Source organism: Thalassolituus sp. UBA2009, assembly GCF_002335285.1.
Taxonomy (GTDB): Bacteria; Pseudomonadota; Gammaproteobacteria; order Pseudomonadales; family Oceanobacteraceae; genus Venatoribacter; species Venatoribacter alkanivorans.
The window spans coordinates 1-24920 of sequence record NZ_DDCJ01000160.1 but is presented as its reverse complement, the minus strand read 5'-3'; the positions used below and the strand labels follow the sequence as shown (position 1 = coordinate 24920).

The following is a 24920-nucleotide window of genomic DNA, read 5'->3' as shown; positions in this document are numbered from 1 at the left end:
GGGGATAAGTTCCCCTGGGAGGCAACAGGCCTTGATGTTAAAAAATGCTGTTTTTGTCAGCTGCGGTGCTGATTAAAAACTGTGGGACAGCAGTGCTGTAAGCGCTTGCTTTATCACTTCATTCAGGTACAGCCTGAAATACAGGCTAGTCCCTATCCCAGGCCTGATCACCACTTTCGGCATCGACCTTCTGGTCGTTTTTCAGCACCTGTTCCAGATCGACTGCATGCTGACGCGCGCGGTTAATAAAGGCCGATTCGTCATCCAGCACTTCGCCCAGCGAGCGTACATTCAGTTCATCATGGTGGCGGAACAGTTCCGCCGCACGCTGCGCCTGATAAGCGCGGAAGCCAAGCGAACGCAGTGCTTCGCGTCCCAGCGCCAGCGCTGAGTTAAAGGTTTCACGCTCCACATGATCGGCCCCGGCACGCAGCAGTTCCGCCGCCTGACGACGACCTCGGGCACGGGCAATAATGCGCAGCTGCGGGTAATGGCGGCGCACCACTTCGACGATCTGCAGGCAGCGCTCGTGATCGTCGATGGCGACGACCAGCAGTTCGGCGTCGGCCAGTCCGGCGGCTTCAAGCAGATCGAGGCGAGCGGCATCACCGTAAAATACCTTATGGCCAAAACGGCGCACGGTATCCACCTGAGTTGCGTCGTGCTCCAGAACCGTAATGGCAAAGCCGTTCATACGCAGCAGACGGCCAACAATCTGGCCGAAGCGACCGAAGCCGACCACGATGGCGCGCGCCTCTTCCGATTCGATCTGATCGTGCGGGCGCGTGCTGTTATTACCCGACAGCCGCGGCAGAATCAGGCGCTCGTTAAGGATAATCAGCAGCGGTGTCGCCGCCATGCTCAGCGCGACCACCAGCACCAGCGGCTCAATCATCGTCGCCGGTAAAATCTGGTTATTACCGGCAAAGGTGAAGAGTACAAAGGCAAACTCACCGCCCTGGGCGAGGGCAAAGGTAAAGATACCGTTGCTCTGCGCCGACAGACCAAACAGCCGCGCCAGCACAATCAGCACCAGCATTTTAATAATGATCAGCCCCAGCACCAGTTCCAGAACCAGCCAGGGTTTGGCCGCCAGCAAGGCGAAGTCGATGCTGGCGCCAACGGAAATAAAGAACAGCGCCAGCAACAGGCCTTTAAAAGGCTCAATCTCCGCTTCCAGCTCGTGGCGGTATTCACTGTTGGCCAATACCACGCCGGCAACGAAGGTGCCCAGTGCCGGTGACAACCCGACCAGCTCCATCAGCAGCGCAATACCGACCACCAGCGCCAGTGCGGTGGCGGTAAAGGTTTCGCGCATACGGGTGTTGGCAATAATGCGGAACAGATGGCGGCTGACCCAGCGGCCAACAATCACAATGGAGGCCACCACCGCCAGTACCAGCAGGGTTTTCTGCCAGCCGGATAAACCGGTGTGCGAAGCCGCAGCCACCAGCGAGCTGTCCAGTGCCAGCAGCGGCAGAATGGCCAGCATCGGAATCACGGCAATATCCTGAAACAGCAGCACAGCAAAGGCCGATTGCCCGGCTTCGGTTTTCAGCAGTGATTTTTCATTCAGGGTCTGTAACACGATGGCGGTCGACGACATCGCCAGAATCATGCCCACCGCCAGACTCTGCTGCCAGGGAAAACCCAGCTGCACGCCGACCAGCAGAATCAGCACACTGGTGACCACCACCTGCAGGCCACCGAGCCCTAAAATAGGCACGCGCATACGCCACAACAGCGACGGGTCGAGTTCGAGGCCGACCAAAAACAGCATCATCACCACGCCGAATTCGGCAAAGGCCATCACGCCTTCAACGTCGTTACCGATCAAGCCCAGCGCAAAGGGCCCGATCACCGCACCGGCACAGAGATAGCCCAGTACCGAGCCAAGTCCAAGACGCTTGGCCACGGGCACCGCCACCACTGCCGACAACAGAAAAACAAAAGCCTGCTGCATTAAGCCGCTGTCATGCATCGGCGTTCTCCTGAGGTTTTCTGAGGTCACGCAGATGCTGCAACAGCGCCGCACGGTATTCTTCGGCGCGTTCCTGCAGATAAGGTTTGGTCAGTTTGCGGATGCGGTACACCGCAAACGGCTCCAGATAACGCATATCACAGAGCGCGGCACTCTGCTCAAAGGGCAGCAGATAGTCGCTCAGCGGACGGCGGCTGATGCCTTCTTCGCGGAAGGAGTTCACCGGCCCACCGGCGGTAACCGCCAGCCACAGCGCCTTACCCGCCAGCGCCTGGGATTGCTGTTCCTGCTGCACGTTCTGGCCATAGGCAAAGCCAAAGTCGAACACCCGGTCCTGCCATTCTTTCAGCAAGGCCGGGGCGCTGTACCAGTACAGCGGAAACTGAAAAATAATCAGATCGTGGGACAGCAGCAGCGCCTGCTCGCGCGCCACGTCGATATGAAAATCGGGATACTCTTCATACAGGTCATGCACGGTGACCTGCTCCAGCCCCTGCACGGCCGCCAGTAATTCGCGGTTGCCATAGGAATGCTGATGCTGAGGATGGGCGTAAACGATCAGCGCACGCGGTGCTGCGGAGTCTGTCTGAGCGCCAGCAGAAGTGGCCTGCATCTCAGCCACCTGCTTTTTTAACGGTGAAACCGCGCTTGCTCAGCTCGCTGACCAGCAGGTCACGCTGATCGCCCTGAATTTCAATCAGTCCGTCTTTTAATGCGCCGCCCACGCCGCATTTCTGCTTCAGTTCTTTCGCCAGCGTCTTCAGCTCGGCGCCTGCCAGAGGCACACCGCTGACAATGGTCACCACTTTGCCGCCACGGCCTTTACTCTCGCGACTGACGCGCACAATACCGTCTCCGGCGGGTACTTCTGGTTCGCCGCAACGGCACTGATCCTGGGGTTCGCGACACTCAGGACAGGCACGGCCAAACTCGGTTGAATACACCAGACCACCGGAAGAAGATTTTTTTGCCATGGGAACACTCACACTGCTATGCGACAGAACTGGCCAATAATGACCGTAAAGAAGCGGCAAACTAAACCATCCACCGCCCTGACGCAATCACGGATTTCAGCTCGCCGGAGCGGATTCCGCCATGCTTTTCTGCCTGCCTGTTGCTGCTTTCAGCAGAGGTGAATCCGCCGCCAGCAACAGGCCATACCCCAGCAGTAACTGAGCGCTGATATAGATGCTGACGATCACCGGTGTGGAATGCTCAAACGGCAGCCAGAAGCGGTTTACGCCGATCAGGCTATCGGCCAGCATAAAGAGCACACCGCCGGCGGCAATCCAGCGATTGCCGCTGCGCAACGCCAGCACCGCCATGCCCCATAAACACAGCACATAGATCAGCACCGGCCACCACAGCGCGCCGGTATTGGGGTAAAACTGCCACAGCAGAAAGGCCGCAAACAACGCCGGCAAGCCGGCCCGCAGCACATCCCCACGGCGGCTCTGCCGCAGTGGCCACAGCAGCGCGATATAACTCAGCTGCGCCAGCAAAAACGCCGCCAGCGCCTGCTTTAAATACAGGCTGCGGTCAAAGTCGAGAAACACATCCCCGGCGGCTGAGGTCAGCATCGCCAGCGCGTACAGCCAGGCCGCATGCAGACGGAGATTACCGCCCTGACACTGCAGCCAGGCAACAACCGCCAGCAGCAATACCGGGCTGGCTTTCAGGGCATAGCTGAGCGGGTACGGATGCAGCGGCCACAGCAGGATATAGAGCGCGCCGAGAATCACGGCCAGGCCAAACAGTGTCTGTTTCATCGGTTTTTCTCCCCGGATGTCGCCCGATTGCCCGGTGCGCGCCAGTACAGTGTGCCCAGTAACCAGTCAAATAACGGCAGGGTGATATTGAAATTACACTGCGCCATACGCTCGCGCTCATGATGTAACTGGTGCAGATGCCGCAAGCGCCACCAGATCGGCGTGCGCTCAACAAAACTGCCCGCCGGCAGGTGGTAACTGAAGTGCATCACCTCATAAAACAGATAACCACACAGTGCCGCGGCGGCATAAATCCAGCCGGCGTTATCCGACCACAGCCATTGCAGCAGCAAGGTACCGGGAATAATCAGAAATACTAAAAACACATAAATCAGCCAGGCCGGAAACAGCACCACACGCCAGTCGCGCACGCTTTCAAAGGGCATCGCCGACTCAATAAAAAAGCTGTGGTGGTCGCCGGTATGGCGCGAATAAAACAGCCGGCCAATACGGGTTTTACGGTGCCCGAGCCAGCGATGGGTGGCGTATTCGCCGAAATTCACCAGCACCATGGTCAGCGGCAATACCAGCCATTCGGTAACACTGCCCTGCGCCACCTGACTGAAGCTGTACAGGATCACCCCCAGCCCGGTTGCCGCAACCACCAGCGCATGCAGACCACCGGAATAAAAGCGCGCAATGGAGGCACGGTAACGGGCGCGGAAGGCCAGATGATCAAAGGCCATAAGCATCTCCTGTCGTTATTGCAGTTGTTATTATTTTTAAGTTGTCTCCACTCTATCGCCGGCGGCTAAATAAAGGCCAATCAATAATTAAAAAATGTATTATCACTATTATGAATAATGCATGAGAAAGCCATGAGCCTGCGTTCCCTCGACCTGAATCTGCTGCCGCTGTTTGCCGCCTTAATGGAAGAACAGCACCTGACCCGTGCCGCCACACGTCTGCACCTCAGTCAGCCGGCGGTCAGTAACGCCCTGAAACGGCTGCGCCTGCAGCTGGGTGATGATCTGTTTGTGCGCACCGCCAGCGGCCTGAAACCGACCCCGCGGGCACTGCAGCTGTACGCCAAAGTCCGTGACGGGCTGGAGCTGATTGAACAGGGCTGGGCCGATCAGCAAAGCTTCGATGCCGCCACCAGCCGCCGGCATTTCCGTCTGTGTGCCAATGGCGCAGTGGAATATCTGGCTGCGCCCTGGCTGATGCAGCAGCTGCGCCAGCGCGCGCCGGGTGTGGCATTGCAGATAGAAACCGACCAAAGCCCGGATATTGTGCAGCGTCTGCAGGATGGCCGCCTCGACCTGGCCATCGATTATGTCGACCAGCCGCAGCCGGGGCTGTGCCATGCGCCGCTGCTGCAGGAATCGTTGGTGGTGATTGCCGCGCGTAACCATCCGCAGTTCCGCTCCGATCTCAGCTACGACGAGTTTATCCGCCTGCAACATGTCAGCCTGTCACCACGTAACCGTCAGGGCACGCCGATTGAGCAGTTGCTGGGACATAAAGATCTGCCACGCCAGGTGCAACTCTGGGTCAGCAGTTTTGTATCGATTCCGCCGGTAGTCGCCAGTACCGACCTGATTGCCGTGGTACCGCAACAGCTGGTCAGCCACAGTCTCTGGCAGCAGTTACTGCAGACCGCCCCCCTGCCCTTTGCCTGCCCACCGGTTGAACTGCAGCTGATCTGGCATCAGAGCCGTGAGCGCGATCAGGCACACCGCTGGTTACGGGAATTATTGAAGGAATTGGTGAATCTGACGGGAGCATGAAGCCCCACAAAGAAAGAACGGGAGGATATTCAGAGCCTGCTCAGTGCCTGTTAACAGGCACTGGCGACAGGCTCTGTCAGCTGCGTGGAAAACGCAGGGTAACCACGGTGCCCTTACCCGGAGAGCTGTCGATCAGCAGCTCTCCGCCATGATTGACCATCACGTTGTACGCCACGGTCAGGCCAAGGCCGGTGCCCTGACCAATTTCCTTGCGGGTAAAGAAGGGGTTAACCGCACAGCTCAGATCTTCTTCGCTCATACCTGTGCCGGAATCTTTGACCATGACCGCTACCCAGTCATCCTGCAGATCGCCGGCAATTTCAATGGTGCCGCCATCGGGCATCGCATCGGCGGCGTTGTGCAGAATATTGTTAAACACCAGCCGCACCTGTTCCGGGATGCACGACACCTGCGGCAATTGCTGCAAATAGCTGTAAACCCGTAAATCGTTACGCGCACTGATGTTCTGCTCGGCCAGCGCCTGCTGCATCAGCTCATCCAGTGCGGTGATTTCTTTATGCTGATGCTCGGTATCGGCAAAGGTGCGCAGCTCGCTGACAATATTACGCACGCGCTCCAGACTCTGCTTGGAAGTACGCACCAGATCCGGGGCGTCGTCGCGCACAAAATCCAGATCAATGGCCGTGCGCATCTGCACCAGCGCCTGTGTCAGGGCTTTATCCGCAATACCATGTTCGGCGGCCTGATACTGATCGGCCAGGCCAATCAGCTCGCTCAGATACTCGCTCAGCGTGGCGATATTGGAGTACACCACCGCGATGGGATTGTTGATTTCATGGGCCATACCCGCCGCCAGATGACCCAGCGACGCCATACGCTGCGCCTGCAGTAACAGATCCTGCGTGCGCTGTAATTCGTTCAGGCTGCTCTGCAGCTGGCTGTTGCTGTCATGCAATGCCTGAGTACGGGCTTTTACCTTTTCTTCAAGTTGTTCATTCAGCTGACGGATACGGTTTTCGGCCTGCTGGCGCTGGCTGATTTCGCCTTCCATTGCGCGTAAAACATCGTTCATTTTGTGCGCCAGATCGTCCAGTTCACTGTTGCGCAGCGAGCCTTCCACCACCAGCGGTGCGGTTATTGGCTGGCGCGGGTCAATGGCCATCAGGCGTTCCATCAGACGTTTCAGCGGGCTGGTCAGACGCGCACGGAACACCAGAATCAGCACCACCGCCAGCGTGATATTGCGCAGCACATCCAGCAATAACGTAATACCGGCGCGGCGTTCAAAGCCCTGGCGGGTCAGACGCTCATCCGACCAGACCGTCAGATGGCCAATCACCCGTGGATTTTTGGAATAGATCACCGGTTCCAGCAGTTCGACATCGTGGGCACGGTAATAAAAGGAATTAGCGGTATCGCTCAGCTCGCGTTTGCTCAGACCGGCACGTTTCTCGAAGCCGGTCTCGTTTTCCACAATCACACTGGCCACCACCGCCGGGTTCATCAGCAGACTGTCGAGGATACTCTGCATCGAACTGCCATCGTAGTTATAGAGTGTCAGCGCCGCCGGGCCACTCTGTCGCTCCAGCAGTTGCGCAGTAAGCTCATGATAACGGCGACTCTCGGCGGTATAGTCAAAACCAATCTGCGCGGCACTGAACAGCACCCCCAGAAAAATACTGAAGCTCAGCACATAAAAGGTCAGCTTACTTTCTATCGATGACAGACGACTGGTCAAAGTTGGCCCCTGTTGGTTGGCAACGCAGCGGTCCGGCTGCGATGGAGATAGGCTCTGATCATTATAGCGAAGATCCTCCTGACGGCATGACAACACTGGCCGGTTGACGCAAAACCCGGCGCCCAATCAGCAGCAGTGCCGGTATATTCATCAGGATGCCATAAAACAACGCCACCAGCGCCAGGTCCGGCCGCTGCAGGATGGTCGCGCTGATCAGCATGGCGGTACCGGCATTCTGGATACCCACTTCGATCATCAGCGTCAGCGTATGCCGCTCGCTCAGGCGCAGTAAACGACTGATCAAAGCGGTCGCCGCCATCGCCAGCACACACAGCCCCAGACACACCAGTGTCGCCTGCGACCATAATTGCGGCAGACGCTCGCTGTTGGCCACAGCCATGGCGATCACCAGAATAATAAACAGCAACAACGACAAACGGTTAAACCAGGGTAAAGCACGCTCTAACCATTGCGGATAACGGGCCGCCAGCACCATCCCCAACCCCATGCCCACTAACAGCGGTAACACCGTTACCAGTAATAAAGGCATTAATGTCGGCAGCCAGGGTAGATACAGTTCAAGCTGATCGAGGCTCAGCCAGTGCAGCTGGGTATTCACCCACAACGGTAACGTCAAAGGTGCCAGCAAGGTAATAAGAGCCGTCAGGGTGACCGACAGCGACGCATCGCCACCACTTAAATGACTGATAATATTTGAGGTGGCACCACCGGGGCAGGCCGCCAGAATAATCAGGCCGATGGCCAGCGTGGCTGGCAGAGAAAGCATCATAACCAGCATCAGCGCCAGCGCCGGTAACAATAATAATTGCAGCGCCAGACCAAGCAGAATCAGCTTCGGCTCACGCGCTACTGCGATAAAGTGCACCGGGCGCAGGCTCAGCCCCATCACCAGCATCATCATGGCCAGAGCCAGTGGTAAAGCAACCTGGGTTAACACATCGTCTCCTTACAGAAAAATCATCCCATCAGCGTGCTGCTAATGGCAGCGCCGTGCGGTCGATGACTTTACGCATTACAAAGCTGGAATGCACTCCGCTGACGCCCTCAATACGGGTCAGGGTGCCAAGCAGAAACTGCTGATAGGCATTCATATCACGCACGATCACTTTTAATACATAGTCGGCCGACTGGCCGGTAATCAGGTAGCACTCCAGCACTTCCGGACAGGCCGCGACCTGCGATTCGAAGTTATCAAAACGCTCCGGCGTATGGCGATCCATGCTGATCGAAATCAGCGCCAGCAGATCCAGCCCCAGACGCCGGGCATCCAGATGGGCACGGTAGCCCTGAATCATACCGCTTTCTTCCAGCGCTTTTACCCGGCGCGAGCACGGCGAGGGCGAAAGGCCGACTTTATCGGCCAGCTCCAGATTGCTGAGACTGCCATCCTGCTGCAGTAATTCGAGAATGCGCTGGTCAATACGATCCAGCCGGGCCATACCATCGGGCATATCTGAGTTCATAAAACGACCTTCTGTTGAGCTGATACAAGTCGTTGCCGGTCAGGGCAATCCGTGCCACGAACAGACATTGGCACAAATCGCCAAAGACAATAAACATCGCGCAATATTGTATCAAAATTAAGGGTTATCAATAGCAACTTTGCAATCATAAACGCCAGCATGCCGCATATACTGTGCACATACTGTTAACCAGATCTCTTCCTTACCGGAAGGCATCTGAACGCGCTGTTCACAAGACACCGCGTCCGCCCAGCCACCAGAAGTGGCCAGGGCCAGAGAGGACTCACAAGGTCTGAGCAAAGACAGTCAGAAAGGAAACACGAACAAGCTCAAAAGGCTTAAAACACGCAATCAATGACCAGTTTTTATAAAATCTGAGCAAGGACCGGATATGAATACCCCGACCACCGCCCGCTTTAACCATCGTAAGTACCGCCCTGCAACCGTTATCGCCAAAACCGATCGCCGCTGGCCGGACCAGACTCTGACCACCGCGCCGCTGTGGTGTTCAGTTGATCTGCGTGATGGTAACCAGGCGCTGATCGAGCCCATGTCCGTTGCGCAGAAACAGCAGATGTGGGCGTTGTTGGTCAACATGGGCTTCAAAGAGATTGAAGTCGGTTTTCCTGCCGCCTCACAGCCGGATTTCGACTTTGTACGCTGGCTGATCGAAGCCAACCAGATTCCGGAAGACGTTACCATTCAGGTATTGGTGCAGGCGCGTGATGAATTAATCGAACGCACCTACGAAGCCCTTGCCGGCGTACGCCGCGCGGTGGTGCATGTGTATAACTCCACCTCACCGGTACAGCGTCAGCGTGTCTTTAATCTCGACAAACAGGGCATTATCGACATCGCCGTGAACGGTGCGCGTAAAGTTGCCAGCGAAGCCAAACGCCATCCGCAGACCGAGTGGGTATTCCAGTATTCACCGGAAAGCTTCTCAACCACCGAAGTCGATTTTGCTGTTGAGATCTGCAACGCCGTGATCGATGTATGGCAACCGACTGCAGAGAAAAAAGCCATCATCAATTTACCGGCCACCGTCGAAAGCAGCATGCCCAACGTATTTGCCGACCAGATTGAATGGTTCTGCGACCATGTGAACAAGCGCGACAGCCTGATCATCAGCATTCATACCCACAATGACCGTGGTTGTGGAGTAGCCGCCGCCGAGCTGGCGATGCTCGCCGGTGCCGACCGTATCGAAGGCACTCTGCTCGGCAATGGCGAGCGCACCGGCAATATGGACATCGTGACCATGGCAATGAACCTGTACAGCCAGGGCGTTGATCCTGAGCTGGATATCAGCATGGCCGATGACATCATCGCCACCGTAGAAGCCTGTACCAACATCAAGACTCATCCGCGCCATCCGTGGCTCGGCGAGCTGGTGTATACCGCCTTCTCCGGCAGCCATCAGGATGCCATCCGCAAGTGTCTGAGCAAGCAACAGGACGACGAGCCATGGGATGTGGCTTATCTGCCAATCGACCCGCGCGACCTTGGCCGCAATTACCAGTCGGTGATCCGCGTCAACAGCCAGTCGGGTAAAGGCGGTGCTGCTTATCTGCTCGAACAGCAGATCGGCGCCACATTGCCACGCTGGATGCAGATCGAACTGGCGCAGCCGATTCAGCGCCGCGCCGAAATGCAGGAAGGCGAACTCAGCCCGGAACAAATTCTGAGCGTATTCCGCACAGAGTTTATGAACAGCGATGGTCGCTACTCGCTGGCCGGTTACCAGATCGACAAACAGGGCAGCCAGTATCATGTGCAGGCGTCTATTAATGACGGCAGCCAATTAATGCTGATTCATGGTCATGGCAACGGTGCCATCAGCGCCTTTGCTGACGCCATGCACAAAGCCACCGGCGTGGACGTGCAGATTGTCCAGTTTGACGAGCAGGCCATCAGTGAAGGTTCCGATGCCACCGCCATGGCCTTTGTGCAGGCCAGCATCCGCGGCAGCCGTTATACCGCGGTCGCTCAGGATGGTGACACCCTCTCGGCCAGCCTTAATGCCATCCTGTTTACTATTAACAAGGCAATCATTGACAGCCGGGCCGTCGCCTGAGAACCAAGAAAAGCAGCGCGGCAAAAAAACCGCTCTGCTAGTCTGAAGGTAATCCAATGCAACGGAACTGCACCGCCGGCACGATGCCGGCGGATGCATTTATGCCGTTGTCTTTACTGACACGACGGGGGAATTTCTTATGACGTTACTGGCTATGCGTTTTGAAAACCACGAAATCCGTATTGCACTGCGCCGCACCCCAACTGCTCAGGCCATTCTTAAGGCGGTGCCTTTTACCGCCACGGTACAAACCTGGGGGCAGGAAGTTATTTTCGACTGCCCGGTACGGGTAAGCTATGAAGATAATGCGGTGAATATCGTGCAACCCGGCGATATTGCCTTCTGGGCCGATGGCAGCAGCATTGTCATTGGTTTCGGGCCAACACCTATTTCCCGCCACGGTGAAATCCGCCTGTCCAATGCCTGTAATATCTGGGGCGATGCCCTTGATGAAGTCAGCGCACTGGCCGATGTAAAAGCCGGTACCGTCGTTGAAGTGGATATTGCCGAACCACTGGATCTGAAAAAAGCCAGCGGACAATAACCAGCCGTTATTTTTTAAGCAGAAATAAATATCCGCAAAAATAAATTAAAAATGCATAAAAAAAGCCGGCGATAAGCCGGCTTTTTATTAAGTATTTTACCCTTGGGCAAATACTCAGTGGTGATGACCGCCTTCACCGTGAACATGACCATGAGCCAGTTCTTCTTCGCTGGCGTCACGGATAGATTCAACTTTAACGCTGAAGCTCAGAGACTTACCGGCCAGAGGGTGGTTGGCATCAACAGTAACGATGGCTTCATCAACTTCGGTCACGATCAGGTTGATCGGGCCGTGTTCAGTCTGAGCGGTAAAGGCCATACCAGGCTCAACTTTTTCGACGCCTTCGAACGCTTCCATTGGTACCTGCTGTACGCGCTCTTCGCTGTACTCGCCGTACGCATCGGCAGGAGCAACAGTGACTTCAAATTCATCACCAACCTGCTTGCCTTCCAGAGCCTGTTCCAGACCCGGAATAATATTCTGTGCGCCATGCAGGTAAGTCATTGGCTGACCACCTTCAGATGAATCGATAACTTCGCCGCTGGCAACATCAACAACTTTGTAGTGAATGGTTACGATTTTGTGTTGTGCAATGGTCATAAGGTGTTGTCCTTGTTGGGCCCGGCATCACCGGACTGAAATATAACCGCCCTGTCTGAACAAGGCGTTGTGGCGTTACGCAAAGGCGACCCGGATAAACCTGTACGACCGATCTCTACGAAAGCGCTCAGTATAACAACTGGCTATCTGAGTACCACCCCCTGCCGCGCACCCAATCCTGTCATCAGTAATAGTGCGTGGTGAAATGCCCGTCCTGTAACCAGCGGGCGTAGCGCCCGTTTACCGCCGCCAGCCCGCCGGGGTAGGCCTGATTAAAGAATTGTGACGGTATAAAAGGTGCACAGGGATGCTGCGCATAATGGCCCAGCGTCTGCCGCAACCAGCGCTTACCATCGTCATGGTCAATCAGAAAAAACACCATTGCTGCCGCACGGGCGTAATTCTCATCCTGCGCCATGCCGTTAAACTCAGCATGGCTGCGTCCGGCCAGCTCGCTGAAACCGGTCAGTCCCTGGGCGCTCAGCCGGTTAAAACCTGCGGCATCGGCTTTTATCTGGCCGGCATTCATCTGCCACTGCAGACCTTCAAGATATTGTGCCATCCCTTCGCTGAGCCAGATCGGTGTCGTGCCCAGCATGCCGGTCATCATCGCGTGGGTCATTTCATGGCGGGCAATACGCAGCGTCCATTCGTCACGCTGCTGGCGGGCAAGATATGCCTGATTATGGCCGCCACTGTAATACGCCATCCAGCCACTGTTTGCCCCCTGCTGCTGGCGGAATTCATCAAAGGCGCTCTGACTGGCAAACAGCACCAGATTCAGGTTGATCTGACGCCAGGCCTTCTGCGGAATAAAGCGCGTTAATACCCGGTAGAGTAAATCGGCTTCACGCCGCAGCTGAAATTCGAGCTGGGCGTCACCGGCCCAGCCCGGGTATTCCATCACCAGACGCACGCCCTGAGTTGCCGCGGCGTATTTTTTACTGAGGTCTTCCGCCCCGCTCTGCTGCGGCCGGTCGCCGAAGTGCACCTTGCCTTCGCTATCGGTCCAGCGATAGACCGCACCGCGTTCAACATCACGGATATCCTGTGTCGGTGGACGCACACATTCCGCGCCACCATGATTGCGGTAACCTGTGGGCATGCTGTCCGCCAGACTTTTGGCCGGCGCGGCGCTGGATGAGGAAGCCGCTGGGGCAGTATCAGACCAAGACTCATAACGGCCCGGAGCGCGCTCAGAAGCGACACCCGGCGCCGCCGTCACAGAAGCCGTTGTATGTGCATTGAATAATTGCGGTAACAGCCAGCCGTTGGGTTTAATGCCCAGTGGCTGCGGACTTAAACTCAGCCAGTGCTGACGCTGCTCAGGCGTGCTGTTCAGCCAGAACAGTTCCAGCGCCAGCGCTGCTATAAAGGTAACAAACAACGTGGTCAGCATAATGCGCAGCAATGACTTCATGTCTCTTTTCTCCTGCAGCTTGTCGGCCTGTTTCAAGGGCTATAAACAGATCAGGCCGGTTATTCATTTTCCATAAAAGCACTGGCAGTTTTTTTATCCAGCGTACGCGCCTGAGCTTCACCATCGAAACGGATTTTAATATAGCGCTCATCTTCCGCCAGCACGACCCCTGCCCCGAGGGTGTCATGGCGGATACGGCGCTGTTCTTCTGCGGCCGAATATTTACGTTCGATAATATAATCTGCCGGCGCCTTGGGATAACCCGGTGCCGCCCGCCGCGGTGTACGTTCTGCCGATGCAGGCGCAGAAGTATCCAGGGTAAACGTCAGGTTAATATCCAGCTGGCGGCAATAATCCTGCAACCAGGATGCGGGGCTGCCATGGGGTATTTTTAACGCAACAGAGTCCGATTTCGTTTCAATAGCGCGGGCAATATCAACGCTGCGTTCAACCATTAGTTCCTGCTGAAAGCGGCTGCTCCAGTCGCGGGCGGAAGTTTGCCCGCCACCACGTTTCTGATCTTTAAACGGATCTGGCGCAATTAAATGCAGTTGCTGTTTGGCGCGGGTCATCGCCACATAGAGCAAACGCCGCTCACTTTCTTCGCTGGCTGGCGTAGTGAATTCACCTTCCGGGGTATAAGGATAATAGTGTGCATTTAAACCGGGAATAATCACCACCGGCCACTCCAGACCTTTGCTCTTATGTATCGAGGTTAAATGCACACCGCCTTTTTTCTCACGGCTTTGCTGCAGACGCTGCGCCTTTAACTGCTGCAGATAATCCAGCGCGTTGCGGCTGTTCTGTTCCGACTCACGCATAAAATGCACAAAGGCTTTAATGGTTTGCAGGCGGTCTTCAATCTGCTGCGCCGAGAAAGCACTGTCGGCAATGCCATCCTCCAGACCCGACTGATCAATATACTGCTGTAATAACCGATACGCCGGCATCGCCACATGCTCAGCACTGGCCAGTACTTCGGCCCGGGCATCCAGCTGCTGGCGCTGCCATTTACTCATATCGTCCGGCACCGCCGCCTGCAGCGCCTCACCAAAGTCGGCATCGGCCTGCGCCATAGTGCGTGCAATCTGTTCCAGTGTTGAGCGTTTAATCTTCGGGTATGGCGTGGTCAGTAACTGCAGCCAGGCATCGGTACGTTGTTCGGTATTACGCGCAGCAAAACGCCCGGCCGATATTTCCAGTAATATCCAGAAAATCTGCAATTCCCAGCGATCCAGTACCGACTGTGAATTATGCAGCTGATACGGAATACCGGCCTGCAGAAGCCCCAGCTCAATCGGCGCACATAGCGCCCATAAGCGGTTAATAACGGCGATATTTTCCAGCGGCTGCTTTTCTGCCTCGCTTTTAATCAGGGTTAAAATCAGCGCTGGTTCATAACGGGCAAAATGCAGTCTGGCTTTCGTCTGCGGCGTGGACGGATGCGACAGGCACAGCACCGGCTCACGCTCTTTATTATGGGTAATCAGATGATTGGCCAGCAGCGACAGCGCATGGCCATAGCGAAAGGTGTGCGGCAATTGGTAAGTACTGACCTGCTGCATCTGCTGATCAAATTTCTGCACAATAAATTCCGGCTTTGATCCACGGAATTCATAAATCGTCTGATCCGGATCACCGATCACCATCACCGAACCGCGACCACCGTACAGCACCTCCAGCAAATGCTGCTGAATGGCATTAATATCCTGATATTCATCGACCAGAATCCACTGCATATGGCCGCCAAACTGTGCGGCGACTTCCGGCTGATAAATAAAAGCCATTACCGGATCGTAAAGCATATCGGCATAACTGATGCGCCGTTGCTGACGGCGCCAGTCTTCAAACAGATCAAACAGGTCGATAAAGATTTTGCAGCTGTCGGGCAGTTCCAGCGCGGCAAACACCTCAGCCGGCGGCTGCAGGCCAGACTTCACCAGATCAATAAAGGCCAGTGCCGGTTCGACCCATTTTTTCCGCTGTGACAGAATTTCCTGACGGGTATCGTCATCCGCCAGCTGCTGCAGTAAACGCCAGACAATGGGCTCCATTTCGCCATCGGATAACGGCTTGCCCTGAAACGGCGGCAAGACACCCTGAGCAATTAAGCGCTGATAAATACGCAAGCCCAGCGAATGAAAGGTACGAACCTCGGGCAACGCCTGACGAGGCAACAAGCGACCTAATTTGGCCTCAAAATCCTCCCGCGCAGCGCGGTTATACATCAGCACCAGCAGACGCCGTGGGCTTACGCCCTCGCTCAGACGGGCAGCAATAAAGTGTGTCAGCGTGGTGGTTTTACCCGCCCCCGCGACCGCCACCACCTTGGCGTGACCCTGCTGATGCGCAATCACCTGCGCCTGCTGCGGCGTCAGCTGCGCCTGCTGCGGTGCCCGGCTTACCTGCGCCGCTTGCTGTTCCTGTGCAGAAGACACAGCAAGCACATGGCCGGGGGGCGTATTGGGAGGTAAGTTACTGTTGGTCAAAGCGGGCACGGGCCTCTGGAGTTCAGTCGCCGGATTCTAACAGATTGGCGACACAGATTGATGCAGAGAGTGCCGCTCTTCGGCCAGACACGGTTCTCTTGCAACGGAACCTATCCATAATCCGGATAAAGAAACGCAGAACCGGCATACCTGCAAGCACCCCGCAGGTTCAATCCAGCCCAGCCTCTCCCCCACGCATTGACTACCCACTCAACAACAGACAATATGAGCAGCGATAAACACGCCTGATAATGGTGTAAAAGGGGCGACTAACTGTTTGTGCGGCGAAACCGGCCCGGCATTAAATGACCAACTTTCAGAGGGAATTTAAACGTGCTTAGCGTTATTTCTTACACGGGGATTATTGCTTCCATCTGGATCGTAGCAGGCGTTATTATTGCCTCATTGTTCTATCCGAACTACAGCCATTCCAGGCAATTTTGCAGCGAGCTGGGTGCTGCTGGCAGTCCAACCCAGAAACTCTCACCACTTATCAACAATTATCCTTTAGGCCTCTTATTTATCCTGTTTGGATATTACCTGATCAGCACCCACGCTGAGAGCACAGCAACCGTTGCTATCGGCATTATGGTTGTTATTCATGGATTAAGTACCTGGATTTGTGGATTTTTCCCTATGGATGCAGACCCATATACAACGACCCCGACCATGCCTTGCCAGATTCATTCATGGTCGGGAATGGTTATGCTGATTTCGTTTATTGTTGCCCCGGCAATTGCAGTATTTTCGGATACAAACCCGATTACTAACCCGACAGCCATCAGGGTATTTTCATTAATCTGTCTGCTCGGCTGCTTTTATTTTTCATACCGGCTGAGCGTATCCTTTAAAGAAAGAACCAACCCGGGCACTCACCAGCGGCTGAGTTACGGATTCCAGATTCTCTGGCTGTTTGTTTACTCTGCCTTCATGATCGCATGAACATTAAAGCCTTAACGCTGTTCGTACTGCTCATCTCTCAGGCGCTGTACTCCCGAAGCTTACCTGCTGCGGAATCATTTAAAATAGCCAGAAGCGATGGTACAAATATCACCTACTATCTGCTTGCTCAGGATAATCCGGAGAAGACACTGCTGGTATTAATTCAGGGTTCCGATTGCAACAGCGTCCGCCACAATAGGCGGATTAACAGCGAGTTCCCGGATGTAATGCCGCAAGCCAGTATTTTAACGGTTGAGAAATATGGCATTACCGCCGAATTACCCTGGAGCAACGCTTCTGAAAGGGATGATTGCCCTGCTGCCTATATCGAAAACGACTCACCAAAGCAGAGGGTGAAAGACTACACCCAGGTGTTAAGCACCTTACGCAAAGAAAGAAAATATAAAAGAATCGTCCTGCTCGGAGGGAGTGAAGGCGCTGTCGTTGCCAACCTGCTCGCGTCAGAATTGAGTTACATTAATGCCACCGTATCACTCAACGGTGGTGCCCCAAGATTTATAGATGATGTTCTGCACAATATAAAATCCCAGTCACCATCCGCTGAGGCATATCAGGAAGCTGCAAATGGCTTTACCGGTTTTTATAAACATATCCTCAACAGCGAACCCTTTGAGCTTAGTATGAGCGGGCATGGTTACCGGTGGTGGCGAAACATGTTTGAAATTGACCAAATGGCAATACTTTCCAGAGTAGAAACTCCACTATTACTCATTCAGTCGGGGCTGGATAAAAATGTTTCCGTACGTCTGGCTCAGGAGCAAGCAGCAGAACTCGCTAAAGACCAGCCCAATATTGAGTTTAAGATGTATAACAACCTTGATCATTCATTTAATATGCCCGACGGAAGCAGCAGGGTTGACGACGTTATACAGGATATAAGGTCATGGCTGGATGATTCTCATAAACCGCTTAACAGCGATTCTTAATAAAAAATGAAGTGTGGTGCCAAATTGACGATTCAGAGCAGGGAAGAACTCATTGACCATATCAGTCACGGCAACCCTGTGACCTATGTTTTCTTTTGGGGCCACCAAAAGCCCAAAACAGGTGTCTCAAAATCCTGTTTCAGTCAGTGGTACGAGTCACCATTTGTCGATGAACAGCAGACATACCTGACGGCAGAACACTATATGATGGCCAAAAAGGCTGAGCTTTTCAGCGATAACAATGCGCTGAAAGTAGTGCTTGCCAGCAAGACACCGAACGAAGCAAAAAAAGCGGGACGTGGCATACTTGGCTTCGACGAGGATAAATGGCTACAACACCGCTTTGAAATCGTGGTATCAGCTAACTTTGCTAAATTTTCGCAAAACCCGGAGCTGAAGGAATTTCTGCTCAATACCGGGGACAGTATTCTGGTAGAGGCCAGCCCTGTGGATGCGATATGGGGAATTGGCCTGGCGGCCGACGATCCGGCAGCCTCTGAGCCACATAACTGGCAGGGCCAGAATTTGCTGGGTTTTGCCCTGATGCGGGTACGTGACCAGCTGAAATGCTAAACCACTACAATTCCAGACACTAAAAGACCTCGCTAACCGTTTCCATCTTATCCCTCCGGCATCCCTCACCTATACCTATACCCTGCCCGCCGGCCAGACCGTTCCGGATAGCGGAAATACCGATACTGACGCCTTTTGCCAGTTGCAACCATTTCTATCAATTATTGAACCCATTCGCGAACTTAAGTACTCTTCAGACCAGCAGGGATGCTGCCATATCGTACGAACACACCGTCCAAACGACCGCCCTCCCCGCTAACAACCCCGAATAAGAAAGCTACGCAATTCCTGCCCTGCGTATATAAGGATGGGCGGCAGCGTGTCTGGAATACAAGCAGACCTGATCGATTTTCACTGCCGGAAAAGCACTGAAAATGACCAGAGAAAATAGTGTACAAACAACCAGTATATTTTACTGTTTGCGGAAACTGATGCGCGTTTACGCTCCGGCAGCAAAACGCGCATGCGCGGATTGACACCTTTGGTCCAGAAAGAGGGCAAGAAAATCAATCACTTAGGATTCTGCGAAAAGTGATAACGCGCAAAATGTAAAGAACGGTTCAGGGTAAAAGCGCGCATGCGCGCTTATATCCTGACAAGAAAGAAAATAACGATGATTTTTACAGCCCGGACAATGGTTTAGGCTGAGAATCTGAATAAGGGCTTAGGTGTGTTAATGAGCATGCCTACTAAGAAACTGTTATGTGAAAAAGGAGATATTTTGAAAATTAGTTGGTGGAATGTAATAAGCACTACTTTGGCAGTTCTTGGTATTGCGTTAGCAATATTTTTTCACTTGGCAAATCAAAAAGAGCGTGAACCTGCGTTTTTGTCTACCAAAGGGTTACTAATATACGCTTCTCACTCAGACTTGAAGTCATCAAATTATAAAATGAGTCAGATTACAGAAGATGGCGAAAAACCCCTTGTTGGAAATGTATACGTGCAGGAATTGGCTTTTTGGAATAAAGGCCGATTAGCGATTGAAAGTGAAGATGTTCTTGAACCACTAATGTTTCAATTCCCTGAAGGCTACGAAGTAATTGATGCTTTTGTATCTGAATCTACAAGAGAGAAAATCGTTAACCCTGCGGTTAATTTTGATGGGACAAAAGTTGGCTTTTCTTTCGATATTCTCGAAAGGGATGAAGGCTTTAAAATCCAAGTAGTGTTCAGTGGTGAGGAATATAAAAAGCCTTCAATTTCAGGTGATATAAAAGGGGTTGATAAAATAGACAGCAAAGAAGAACTAACAAACGACAATATCCTGTATGGAATAGCAATTGTTCTATTATATGCGGTTGGCTTTCTAGTATTAGGGGTGGTAATTGTTTTGTTGATACTTCTTTTTGACTTAGGGCTTAGAAAGGTTGCTCCAGAGAAAGAAAAAATTATTAAGAAAAACTTGGAGAAAATCGGTGCAGGAGTAATGATTGGGTTATTTGGTGTTCTTATTCTTCTTGTCGCAATGATAAAGGTAATTCAAGTGGCTGAGGAAGAAGCCAAAAATAGTGTTCCAGAAATGGAGTTGATTTCACATAACAAATCAATCAAGCAGACGCAGTAAACTGCGCGCCTTATTGAAGCGTTGAGACTGTAGAAAAACTCCAAAAACCGGGCGTTTTTCAGTAAAATCAGGCATCTCACAAAGGATGTTCACGATGCCGAACTTCAAAAAGTACAACTATGCGCAAAGCGCTATGGTGGTTGTCGATTTCGAGCAACAGATACGCCCTGGAACCTTCGAGTTCACGCTTCATCAGCTCATTGAAAATCATATCGACCTGAGTGCCTTCTACGATAAATACAGCAATGAACATGGCGGTCGTAGTGCATACGATCCGGCGATCATGCTCAAGATTATTCTGTTCGCCTATTACCGGGGCGTGCGCTCCAGCCGTGATATTCAATGGGAATGTGAACACAACATTCTGTTCAAAGCTTTATCCTGCGATACCGTTCCTCATTTTACGTCGATCGCGAGTTTTATCAGTCAGTACCCTGACGCTATTGCGAACGTATTTGAGCAGATTCCTCTGGTGTGTGATCAGGAAGGCTTACTTGGTCACGAGCTTATTGCCATAGACGGCTGCAAGATGTCATCCAACGCATCGAAAGAACATTCCGGCACCTTACAGGAACTCAGTGAGAAGCGGGAAAAGATCAGAAAACAGATCGCGCACTGCATGAAAGAACATAAAAAGCTGGATCGGCGGCGCCCCAAAGACAGGGAGCGCAAAGACCAGGTCGAACAATCCATTGATACTCTAAGTAAGCATTTTCAGAAGATTGATCAGTTCCTAAAGACAGCAGCCCCAAGGATGGGGCAAGCTAAACGGCCAACAGAAGTAAAAAGTAACATCACCGATAACCAGTCGGCGAAAATGACTACAAGCAAAGGCACGATTCAAGGCTACAACGGTGTTGCTGCGGTTGATAAAAAGCACCAGATCATCGTCGATGCTCAGGCCTTCGGAGAGGGCCAGGAGCACCATACTCTGAGGCCTGTCGTCGAATCGGTGCAAGCCAACTACAACCGTGCAGGCATCAGAAAAAACCTCACAGACGATCAGATCGTAGTGACTGCCGATACAGGATTCGCCAACGAAGAAAACTACGCCTGGCTGAAAGACAACAAGATCAATGCCTACGTTCCTGATAATCGCTTCCGCTCGCGCGATCCGAAGTTCAGAGACCAGAAAAGCAAACATGGAAAACGCCACCGTGACACAGTGAAAGGCGTAAAGTCAGTAATACCTGCCAGTGAATTCACACTCAACGCCGCTCAAAAAACCTGCCATTGCCCTACGGGTAAAGAGATGTGGCTTAGGTTCGATAACAAAGACCAATATGGAAAACGGACGATAGCGTTCGAAGGCAATCTGACCGACTGCAGGCATTGTCCGATCAAACATGAGTGTATGAGAAACCCGGAATCAGCAGATACTCGGGAAGGTCATGGCAGGCAGGTGAGTTTTACTCTGAATACAAAGAAATCACCAACGAGCTGGATGCAGAAGCGGGTGGATAGCCAATATGGCAAGCAGGTCTACAGCCACCGAATGTCGGCATTAGAACCAGTATTCGCGAATATTGGTACGCAGAAGGGATTAAACCGATTTTCACTACGTGGAAAAGACAAAGTGCAGGGACAATGGCAGCTGTACTGCATGGTACATAACATAGAGAAAATCGCGAATTACGGCAGTATTTAGAGTGGAATCCTCCCTATATGGACAAGGATGGTTAAACTCAGTAAATTTGGATAAATATTGAGCAGCAGGTTCGGATATCCCGAAATCGGACTAATCAACGACATGGAAATGGGAGGCTGTAGAGTGGGATTTTTGAAAACTGTTTTTCTACAGTCTCGTTAGGCCCCCAAAAAATGTGTCCAAGGATATTAAATGAAGCCACGAATTTTTATTGGATCCTCTGTTGAGGGACTTAGTGTTGCATATGCAATTCAGCAGAATTTAACTCACGATGCTGAACCTACTGTATGGGATCAGGGTGTATTCGATCTATCAAAAACATCCATAGAATCACTTACTAAAGCTGTAGATGAGTCTGATTTTGGTGTTTTCGTTTTTAGTCCAGATGATATAACAAAAATGAGAGGAAACGATGTGAACTCTATACGTGACAACGTAATCTTTGAGTTTGGTCTTTTCACTGGTCGGCTTGGGCGGGATCGCGTATTTTTTGTTAAGCCAGATGGCTTAGATATGCATCTACCAACAGATTTACTTGGCATGGCGCCAGGAAGCTATAACCCCAATCGTGAAGATGGCCGGCTTCAGGCTGCCACAGGTCCTGCATGTAATCAGATACGTGAAACTATTAAGAAGCTTCCAATTATCTCTTCGGAAGATTCCAAAAATGAGTCCGATGAATCGACAGCCTCAAGCAAACCAAATGAGTCTGAATGGTTGTTTGACTTGTTTAACGATAACTATACTGAAGCCCGAAAGAAACTAAATGCCATAATGGAAAGCAACACAGGCGAGGATTTATTAGAGAATCAAGTATGGCTAACATATATAGACTTCAAAGAAGATGAGGTTACGGGCTTAGAAAAGTTGCTCAGTTTGCCGAAAGATCATAAGAAATCGAAATCGGTTTACACGCTTGTTTCGCAGATGTTGTCTTGGGAGAAATATTACGAGCACGCCTTAGATGTTATAAATATTGCTCTGGAGCGATTTGAAGAAGATATTGAACTGTTGGTTTTGAAGGCTGGATACCTTTCTAGTGTCGGCAAAAAAGATAGCGCGATTGCCCTCTTAGATAACCCAAAGCATTCAACGGTACCGAACATAGCAATAGCTATTAGCAACATCTATGAAGATGATGACCTAGAGAAAGCCATCAACGTGATTCATGCCGCGTATCGTAAATATCCGAACAATAAAGAAATCTCATATAAGTATGCAAGACTTCTCCAAGAAAAAGAATCCCATAAGGAAGCTTTGTACCTTTTAAACGCGCTGTGTATTAATAACCCAAAAGAAGTAAAATATCTTGGTTACCTTAGCAATACATGCCTTAAACTTGACCTATATGATAAAGCGATGTCGTCTTTGAAAAAGGCTAGTGAGCTTTCTAAAGAAAAGGAAGCTTGGATTTTGCACAATATTGGAAATCTACTAAAAAACAAAGGTTTTTACTCGGAGGCAGAAAAATGGCTTAGGAAGGGTTTGGAAGTCGAACCTGATTCTGAGTATGCACATGATAGGCTCGCGGGCGCAATAAAAAATAGGGGCGAAGAGCGTAGTAAGCTTTCTAAGCTTTGTGAAGAAGGAAAGAGTCTTATTCGCGAAAGGAGCAAAATCCAAGATGAGCCTAACGGACGCGAAGGCGGCGCTATAGCGCAATAGGTGTGTAGTGCTAGGTTTCAAGATTCTATACAGGCCTGGAAATGAAAGTGGTGGATGTAAAGTTCACGAAAGTCATTCCTGTGATTTCACGATTGATGGAAAATCCCTGCTGGATGCCATCATTAGTGCGGCTGGTGGTCACAAAGATTTCCTGGGTTGTTTTGCTCGCGGTTGGACCAACCTAAACGAGCACAGTTTGAAGCAGCTCTTACTTAAAGAAAGCCCAGAAACAGAATCAGGCAAATGTTTGATCTATGTTTGCCCTGAATGTGCCGATATTGGTTGCGGGGCATATGGCTGCAAGATCACAAAATCCGGCGGTACCTACGTGTGGAGCGATTTTACATACGAAAATGGTTATGAAGAAGCCGACCCTATTGAGGGGCTTGGTCCGTTTGAATTCAGTGCTGTTAACTATGAGAAAGTCATTGGCGAAGCATATGCGCTATAACAATCGCAGGCAAAGCGACACAATGAATAATTTAGCACTGGCTAGGACAATTATCGAAGATAGCCTCACGTTCAAGATCATCGACGGAGGGCGATACTTCCCACCGTTAAAAGTGGTCAATGAGTTTATGGCTCGTGGACATGATCCTGCAGACCAAGATGATTTACACATTCGGTGGCAACCATTTGAAATCGATTCAAATACTTATAAAGAGCTTAGAGATTGGTGGGTTTCTATTAATCCGGATGCAAGCGAAGATTGGCTGGGACTGCCTGAATCAGAATCTTATAATTGGTTTACGGAAGCTTATGACCGAATGTAACAAAGCCAGCCACGAGTGCCAGCAAGCTGACTGATCTGCTCCTGCTTTAACGGACACCAAAGTCAAACTGACGAGGTGCCTAATGCCCAAATATACTCAGCCAGGAATGACATGGCAGTATTCAAACGGGCTCAGGGTTAAATCAGCTCAGCTGAGTCTGACTGAAGGAAGTCAGGTTCAGGAAGTTGCCAATACACTCGGCATTAATCCGTTCATGCTGTCACGATGGTGTAAATAATATCGTGAAGACAAGATCGTGGCATACAAACGCAAGAGATCAAACGAAACAGCCAGCTGCTTCAGGCGTATGCAAATTCAACCAGAGGATCATCTTTTGTACGAAGTAAAAACTGTAGGTCTTTTTTTGGTAACTGCATTGGCAGAAATTGTTGGTTGTTATCTGCCATATCTTTGGTTGCGTGAAGGAAAATCAATTTGGTTGTTACTTCCCGCAGCGATTAGTCTTGCGGCATTCGCCTGGTTACTGTCGTTACACCCGGCCGCAGCAGGCAGGGTTTATGCAGCTTATGGCGGTGTTTATATTTTTATGGCCATTTTGTGGTTATGGGCTGTCGATGGAATTCGCCCAAGCGCTTGGGATCTCGTGGGATCTGCTGTAGCACTTTTGGGTATGGCAATTATCATGTTCGCCCCACGCAGCTCATAATGAATCGGGCTGGGAGCGCAGTGATCTTATCCCGGGAAGAAATCTCTTTATAATCAATCAGAACAGGCTACAAACTCTGATCATTCAGACTGTATTTTCAGAGCGCTTTAATCAGCAAAAACCGCTCTTTCGCAACCAGAAAATAATACATAACCCGATTCCCTTATCTCAACACGAGTCTTTTTACCTATGACCTTTGGCCCGAAACCTGCCGGTACCTGGACCGGCCATAAAGCAGCAAACTGCGGTGATAATCATAATTTTCTGCGCGCCGGTGAGCGTTATGAGGTTATTCAGGAATTTTCCGATTACGATCAGCATCTGCACGCCGTTGGGGAAAGCTGG

At 51.9% G+C, this 24920-nt stretch carries 23 protein-coding genes; 12 read left to right on the top strand and 11 right to left on the bottom strand.

All coding sequences use genetic code 11. From position 1 onward, the window contains the following. Positions 1-145: 145 nt before the first annotated feature. From B3P58_RS19955 to B3P58_RS19935, 5 genes are all read right to left on the bottom strand, one after another. Complete coding sequence (locus B3P58_RS19955) at positions 146-1981, bottom strand: monovalent cation:proton antiporter-2 (CPA2) family protein (RefSeq protein ID WP_286720071.1); 1836 nt, start codon at positions 1979-1981, stop codon at positions 146-148. Then, positions 1974-2594 carry an NAD(P)H-dependent oxidoreductase gene (locus tag B3P58_RS19950; protein WP_286720069.1) on the bottom strand — a complete coding sequence of 207 codons (621 nt, stop codon included), beginning with the start codon at positions 2592-2594 and terminating at the stop codon, positions 1974-1976. The genes B3P58_RS19955 and B3P58_RS19950 overlap by 8 nt, the downstream gene beginning before the upstream one ends. Position 2595: 1 nt before the next feature. Then, a complete protein-coding gene (locus B3P58_RS19945) occupies positions 2596-2955 on the bottom strand; it encodes a translation initiation factor Sui1 (RefSeq protein ID WP_225693383.1) in 360 nt (119 codons plus the stop codon). Positions 2956-3051: 96 nt separating this feature from the next. Continuing rightward, positions 3052-3750 (bottom strand): lysoplasmalogenase, encoded by a 699-nt coding sequence (locus B3P58_RS19940; protein ID WP_286720067.1) that lies wholly within the window; start codon positions 3748-3750, stop codon positions 3052-3054. Next, positions 3747-4436 carry a sterol desaturase family protein gene (locus B3P58_RS19935; protein ID WP_286720063.1) on the bottom strand — a complete coding sequence of 230 codons (690 nt, stop codon included), beginning with the start codon at positions 4434-4436 and terminating at the stop codon, positions 3747-3749. The genes B3P58_RS19940 and B3P58_RS19935 overlap by 4 nt, the downstream gene beginning before the upstream one ends. Before the next feature lie 132 nt (positions 4437-4568). Here B3P58_RS19935 and B3P58_RS19930 point away from each other — a divergent pair, with 132 nt between their 5' ends. After that, positions 4569-5480: a LysR substrate-binding domain-containing protein gene (locus B3P58_RS19930; protein ID WP_225693377.1), complete on the top strand. Its 912-nt coding sequence runs from the start codon at positions 4569-4571 to the stop codon at positions 5478-5480. A 76-nt stretch (positions 5481-5556) separates the two neighbouring features. On the opposite strand, the gene B3P58_RS19925 is transcribed toward B3P58_RS19930, so the two are convergent. The 3 genes from B3P58_RS19925 to B3P58_RS19915 form a co-directional block, all read right to left on the bottom strand. After that, positions 5557-7179 (bottom strand): sensor histidine kinase, encoded by a 1623-nt coding sequence (locus B3P58_RS19925; RefSeq protein ID WP_286720060.1) that lies wholly within the window; start codon positions 7177-7179, stop codon positions 5557-5559. 61 nt (positions 7180-7240) lie between these two features. Next, positions 7241-8137 carry a bile acid:sodium symporter family protein gene (locus B3P58_RS19920; protein WP_286720059.1) on the bottom strand — a complete coding sequence of 299 codons (897 nt, stop codon included), beginning with the start codon at positions 8135-8137 and terminating at the stop codon, positions 7241-7243. A gap of 28 nt (positions 8138-8165) precedes the next feature. After that, positions 8166-8663, bottom strand: coding sequence for an Lrp/AsnC family transcriptional regulator (locus B3P58_RS19915; protein WP_260997074.1), 498 nt, complete (start codon positions 8661-8663; stop codon positions 8166-8168). Positions 8664-9054: 391 nt separating this feature from the next. Here B3P58_RS19915 and leuA point away from each other — a divergent pair, with 391 nt between their 5' ends. Both leuA and B3P58_RS19905 read left to right on the top strand, forming a co-directional pair. Continuing rightward, on the top strand, positions 9055-10740 hold the full coding sequence (gene leuA, locus B3P58_RS19910; protein WP_286720054.1) for a 2-isopropylmalate synthase: 1686 nt from the start codon (positions 9055-9057) through the stop codon (positions 10738-10740). Between the two features lie 139 nt (positions 10741-10879). Continuing rightward, positions 10880-11284 carry a cyclophilin-like fold protein gene (locus B3P58_RS19905; protein ID WP_145465958.1) on the top strand — a complete coding sequence of 135 codons (405 nt, stop codon included), beginning with the start codon at positions 10880-10882 and terminating at the stop codon, positions 11282-11284. A gap of 114 nt (positions 11285-11398) precedes the next feature. On the opposite strand, the gene B3P58_RS19900 is transcribed toward B3P58_RS19905, so the two are convergent. From B3P58_RS19900 to B3P58_RS19890, 3 genes are all read right to left on the bottom strand, one after another. Continuing rightward, the gene (locus tag B3P58_RS19900) at positions 11399-11884 is read right to left on the bottom strand and encodes an FKBP-type peptidyl-prolyl cis-trans isomerase (RefSeq protein ID WP_145465959.1); all 486 of its coding nucleotides are present in this window, start codon (positions 11882-11884) and stop codon (positions 11399-11401) included. 184 nt (positions 11885-12068) lie between these two features. Then, positions 12069-13304, bottom strand: a complete 1236-nt coding sequence (locus B3P58_RS19895; RefSeq protein WP_286720050.1) for a DUF4124 domain-containing protein — start codon at positions 13302-13304, stop codon at positions 12069-12071. A gap of 59 nt (positions 13305-13363) precedes the next feature. Then, complete coding sequence (locus B3P58_RS19890; RefSeq protein WP_286720047.1) at positions 13364-15742, bottom strand: ATP-dependent helicase; 2379 nt, start codon at positions 15740-15742, stop codon at positions 13364-13366. Positions 15743-16126: 384 nt separating this feature from the next. Between B3P58_RS19890 and B3P58_RS19885 the strand changes: the two genes are divergently transcribed. The 9 genes from B3P58_RS19885 to B3P58_RS19845 all read left to right on the top strand — a co-directional run bounded on the left by B3P58_RS19885 (position 16127) and on the right by B3P58_RS19845 (position 24575). Beyond that, positions 16127-16735: a DUF998 domain-containing protein gene (locus tag B3P58_RS19885; protein WP_286720044.1), complete on the top strand. Its 609-nt coding sequence runs from the start codon at positions 16127-16129 to the stop codon at positions 16733-16735. Then, entirely contained in the window at positions 16732-17682 is a 951-nt protein-coding gene (locus B3P58_RS19880; protein ID WP_286720041.1) for an alpha/beta hydrolase family protein, read from the top strand. The genes B3P58_RS19885 and B3P58_RS19880 overlap by 4 nt, the downstream gene beginning before the upstream one ends. A gap of 24 nt (positions 17683-17706) precedes the next feature. Beyond that, positions 17707-18255, top strand: coding sequence for an NADAR family protein (locus tag B3P58_RS19875; protein ID WP_286720038.1), 549 nt, complete (start codon positions 17707-17709; stop codon positions 18253-18255). A gap of 676 nt (positions 18256-18931) precedes the next feature. Then, the gene (locus B3P58_RS19870) at positions 18932-19822 is read left to right on the top strand and encodes a hypothetical protein (RefSeq protein WP_286720036.1); all 891 of its coding nucleotides are present in this window, start codon (positions 18932-18934) and stop codon (positions 19820-19822) included. A gap of 94 nt (positions 19823-19916) precedes the next feature. Then, a complete protein-coding gene (locus tag B3P58_RS19865) occupies positions 19917-21470 on the top strand; it encodes an IS1182 family transposase (RefSeq protein WP_286720034.1) in 1554 nt (517 codons plus the stop codon). A 192-nt stretch (positions 21471-21662) separates the two neighbouring features. Next, a complete protein-coding gene (locus B3P58_RS19860) occupies positions 21663-23135 on the top strand; it encodes a TIR domain-containing protein (RefSeq protein WP_286720032.1) in 1473 nt (490 codons plus the stop codon). Positions 23136-23142: 7 nt separating this feature from the next. Then, entirely contained in the window at positions 23143-23586 is a 444-nt protein-coding gene (locus tag B3P58_RS19855) for a hypothetical protein (protein ID WP_286720031.1), read from the top strand. Positions 23587-23608: 22 nt separating this feature from the next. Further along, on the top strand, positions 23609-23908 hold the full coding sequence (locus B3P58_RS19850) for a hypothetical protein (protein ID WP_286720030.1): 300 nt from the start codon (positions 23609-23611) through the stop codon (positions 23906-23908). Positions 23909-24242: 334 nt separating this feature from the next. Further along, on the top strand, positions 24243-24575 hold the full coding sequence (locus B3P58_RS19845; protein ID WP_286720027.1) for a YnfA family protein: 333 nt from the start codon (positions 24243-24245) through the stop codon (positions 24573-24575). Positions 24576-24920: the final 345 nt, after the last annotated feature.

Bases quoted from the DNA above. Each gene is read 5' to 3' on its own strand.
- B3P58_RS19905 (WP_145465958.1), top strand. From the start codon at position 10,880: ATGACGTTACTGGCTATGCGTTTTGAAAACCACGAAATCCGTATTGCA.
- B3P58_RS19930 (WP_225693377.1), top strand. From the start codon at position 4,569: ATGAGCCTGCGTTCCCTCGACCTGAATCTGCTGCCGCTGTTTGCCGCC.
- B3P58_RS19950 (WP_286720069.1), bottom strand. From the start codon at position 2,594: ATGCAGGCCACTTCTGCTGGCGCTCAGACAGACTCCGCAGCACCGCGT.
- B3P58_RS19940 (WP_286720067.1), bottom strand. From the start codon at position 3,750: ATGAAACAGACACTGTTTGGCCTGGCCGTGATTCTCGGCGCGCTCTAT.
- B3P58_RS19870 (WP_286720036.1), top strand. From the start codon at position 18,932: ATGAGCATGCCTACTAAGAAACTGTTATGTGAAAAAGGAGATATTTTG.
- B3P58_RS19935 (WP_286720063.1), bottom strand. From the start codon at position 4,436: ATGGCCTTTGATCATCTGGCCTTCCGCGCCCGTTACCGTGCCTCCATT.
- B3P58_RS19945 (WP_225693383.1), bottom strand. From the start codon at position 2,955: ATGGCAAAAAAATCTTCTTCCGGTGGTCTGGTGTATTCAACCGAGTTT.
- B3P58_RS19860 (WP_286720032.1), top strand. From the start codon at position 21,663: ATGAAGCCACGAATTTTTATTGGATCCTCTGTTGAGGGACTTAGTGTT.
- B3P58_RS19895 (WP_286720050.1), bottom strand. From the start codon at position 13,304: ATGAAGTCATTGCTGCGCATTATGCTGACCACGTTGTTTGTTACCTTT.
- B3P58_RS19850 (WP_286720030.1), top strand. From the start codon at position 23,609: ATGAATAATTTAGCACTGGCTAGGACAATTATCGAAGATAGCCTCACG.
- leuA (WP_286720054.1), top strand. From the start codon at position 9,055: ATGAATACCCCGACCACCGCCCGCTTTAACCATCGTAAGTACCGCCCT.
- B3P58_RS19900 (WP_145465959.1), bottom strand. From the start codon at position 11,884: ATGACCATTGCACAACACAAAATCGTAACCATTCACTACAAAGTTGTT.
- B3P58_RS19865 (WP_286720034.1), top strand. From the start codon at position 19,917: ATGCCGAACTTCAAAAAGTACAACTATGCGCAAAGCGCTATGGTGGTT.
- B3P58_RS19880 (WP_286720041.1), top strand. From the start codon at position 16,732: ATGAACATTAAAGCCTTAACGCTGTTCGTACTGCTCATCTCTCAGGCG.
- B3P58_RS19955 (WP_286720071.1), bottom strand. From the start codon at position 1,981: ATGCATGACAGCGGCTTAATGCAGCAGGCTTTTGTTTTTCTGTTGTCG.
- B3P58_RS19915 (WP_260997074.1), bottom strand. From the start codon at position 8,663: ATGAACTCAGATATGCCCGATGGTATGGCCCGGCTGGATCGTATTGAC.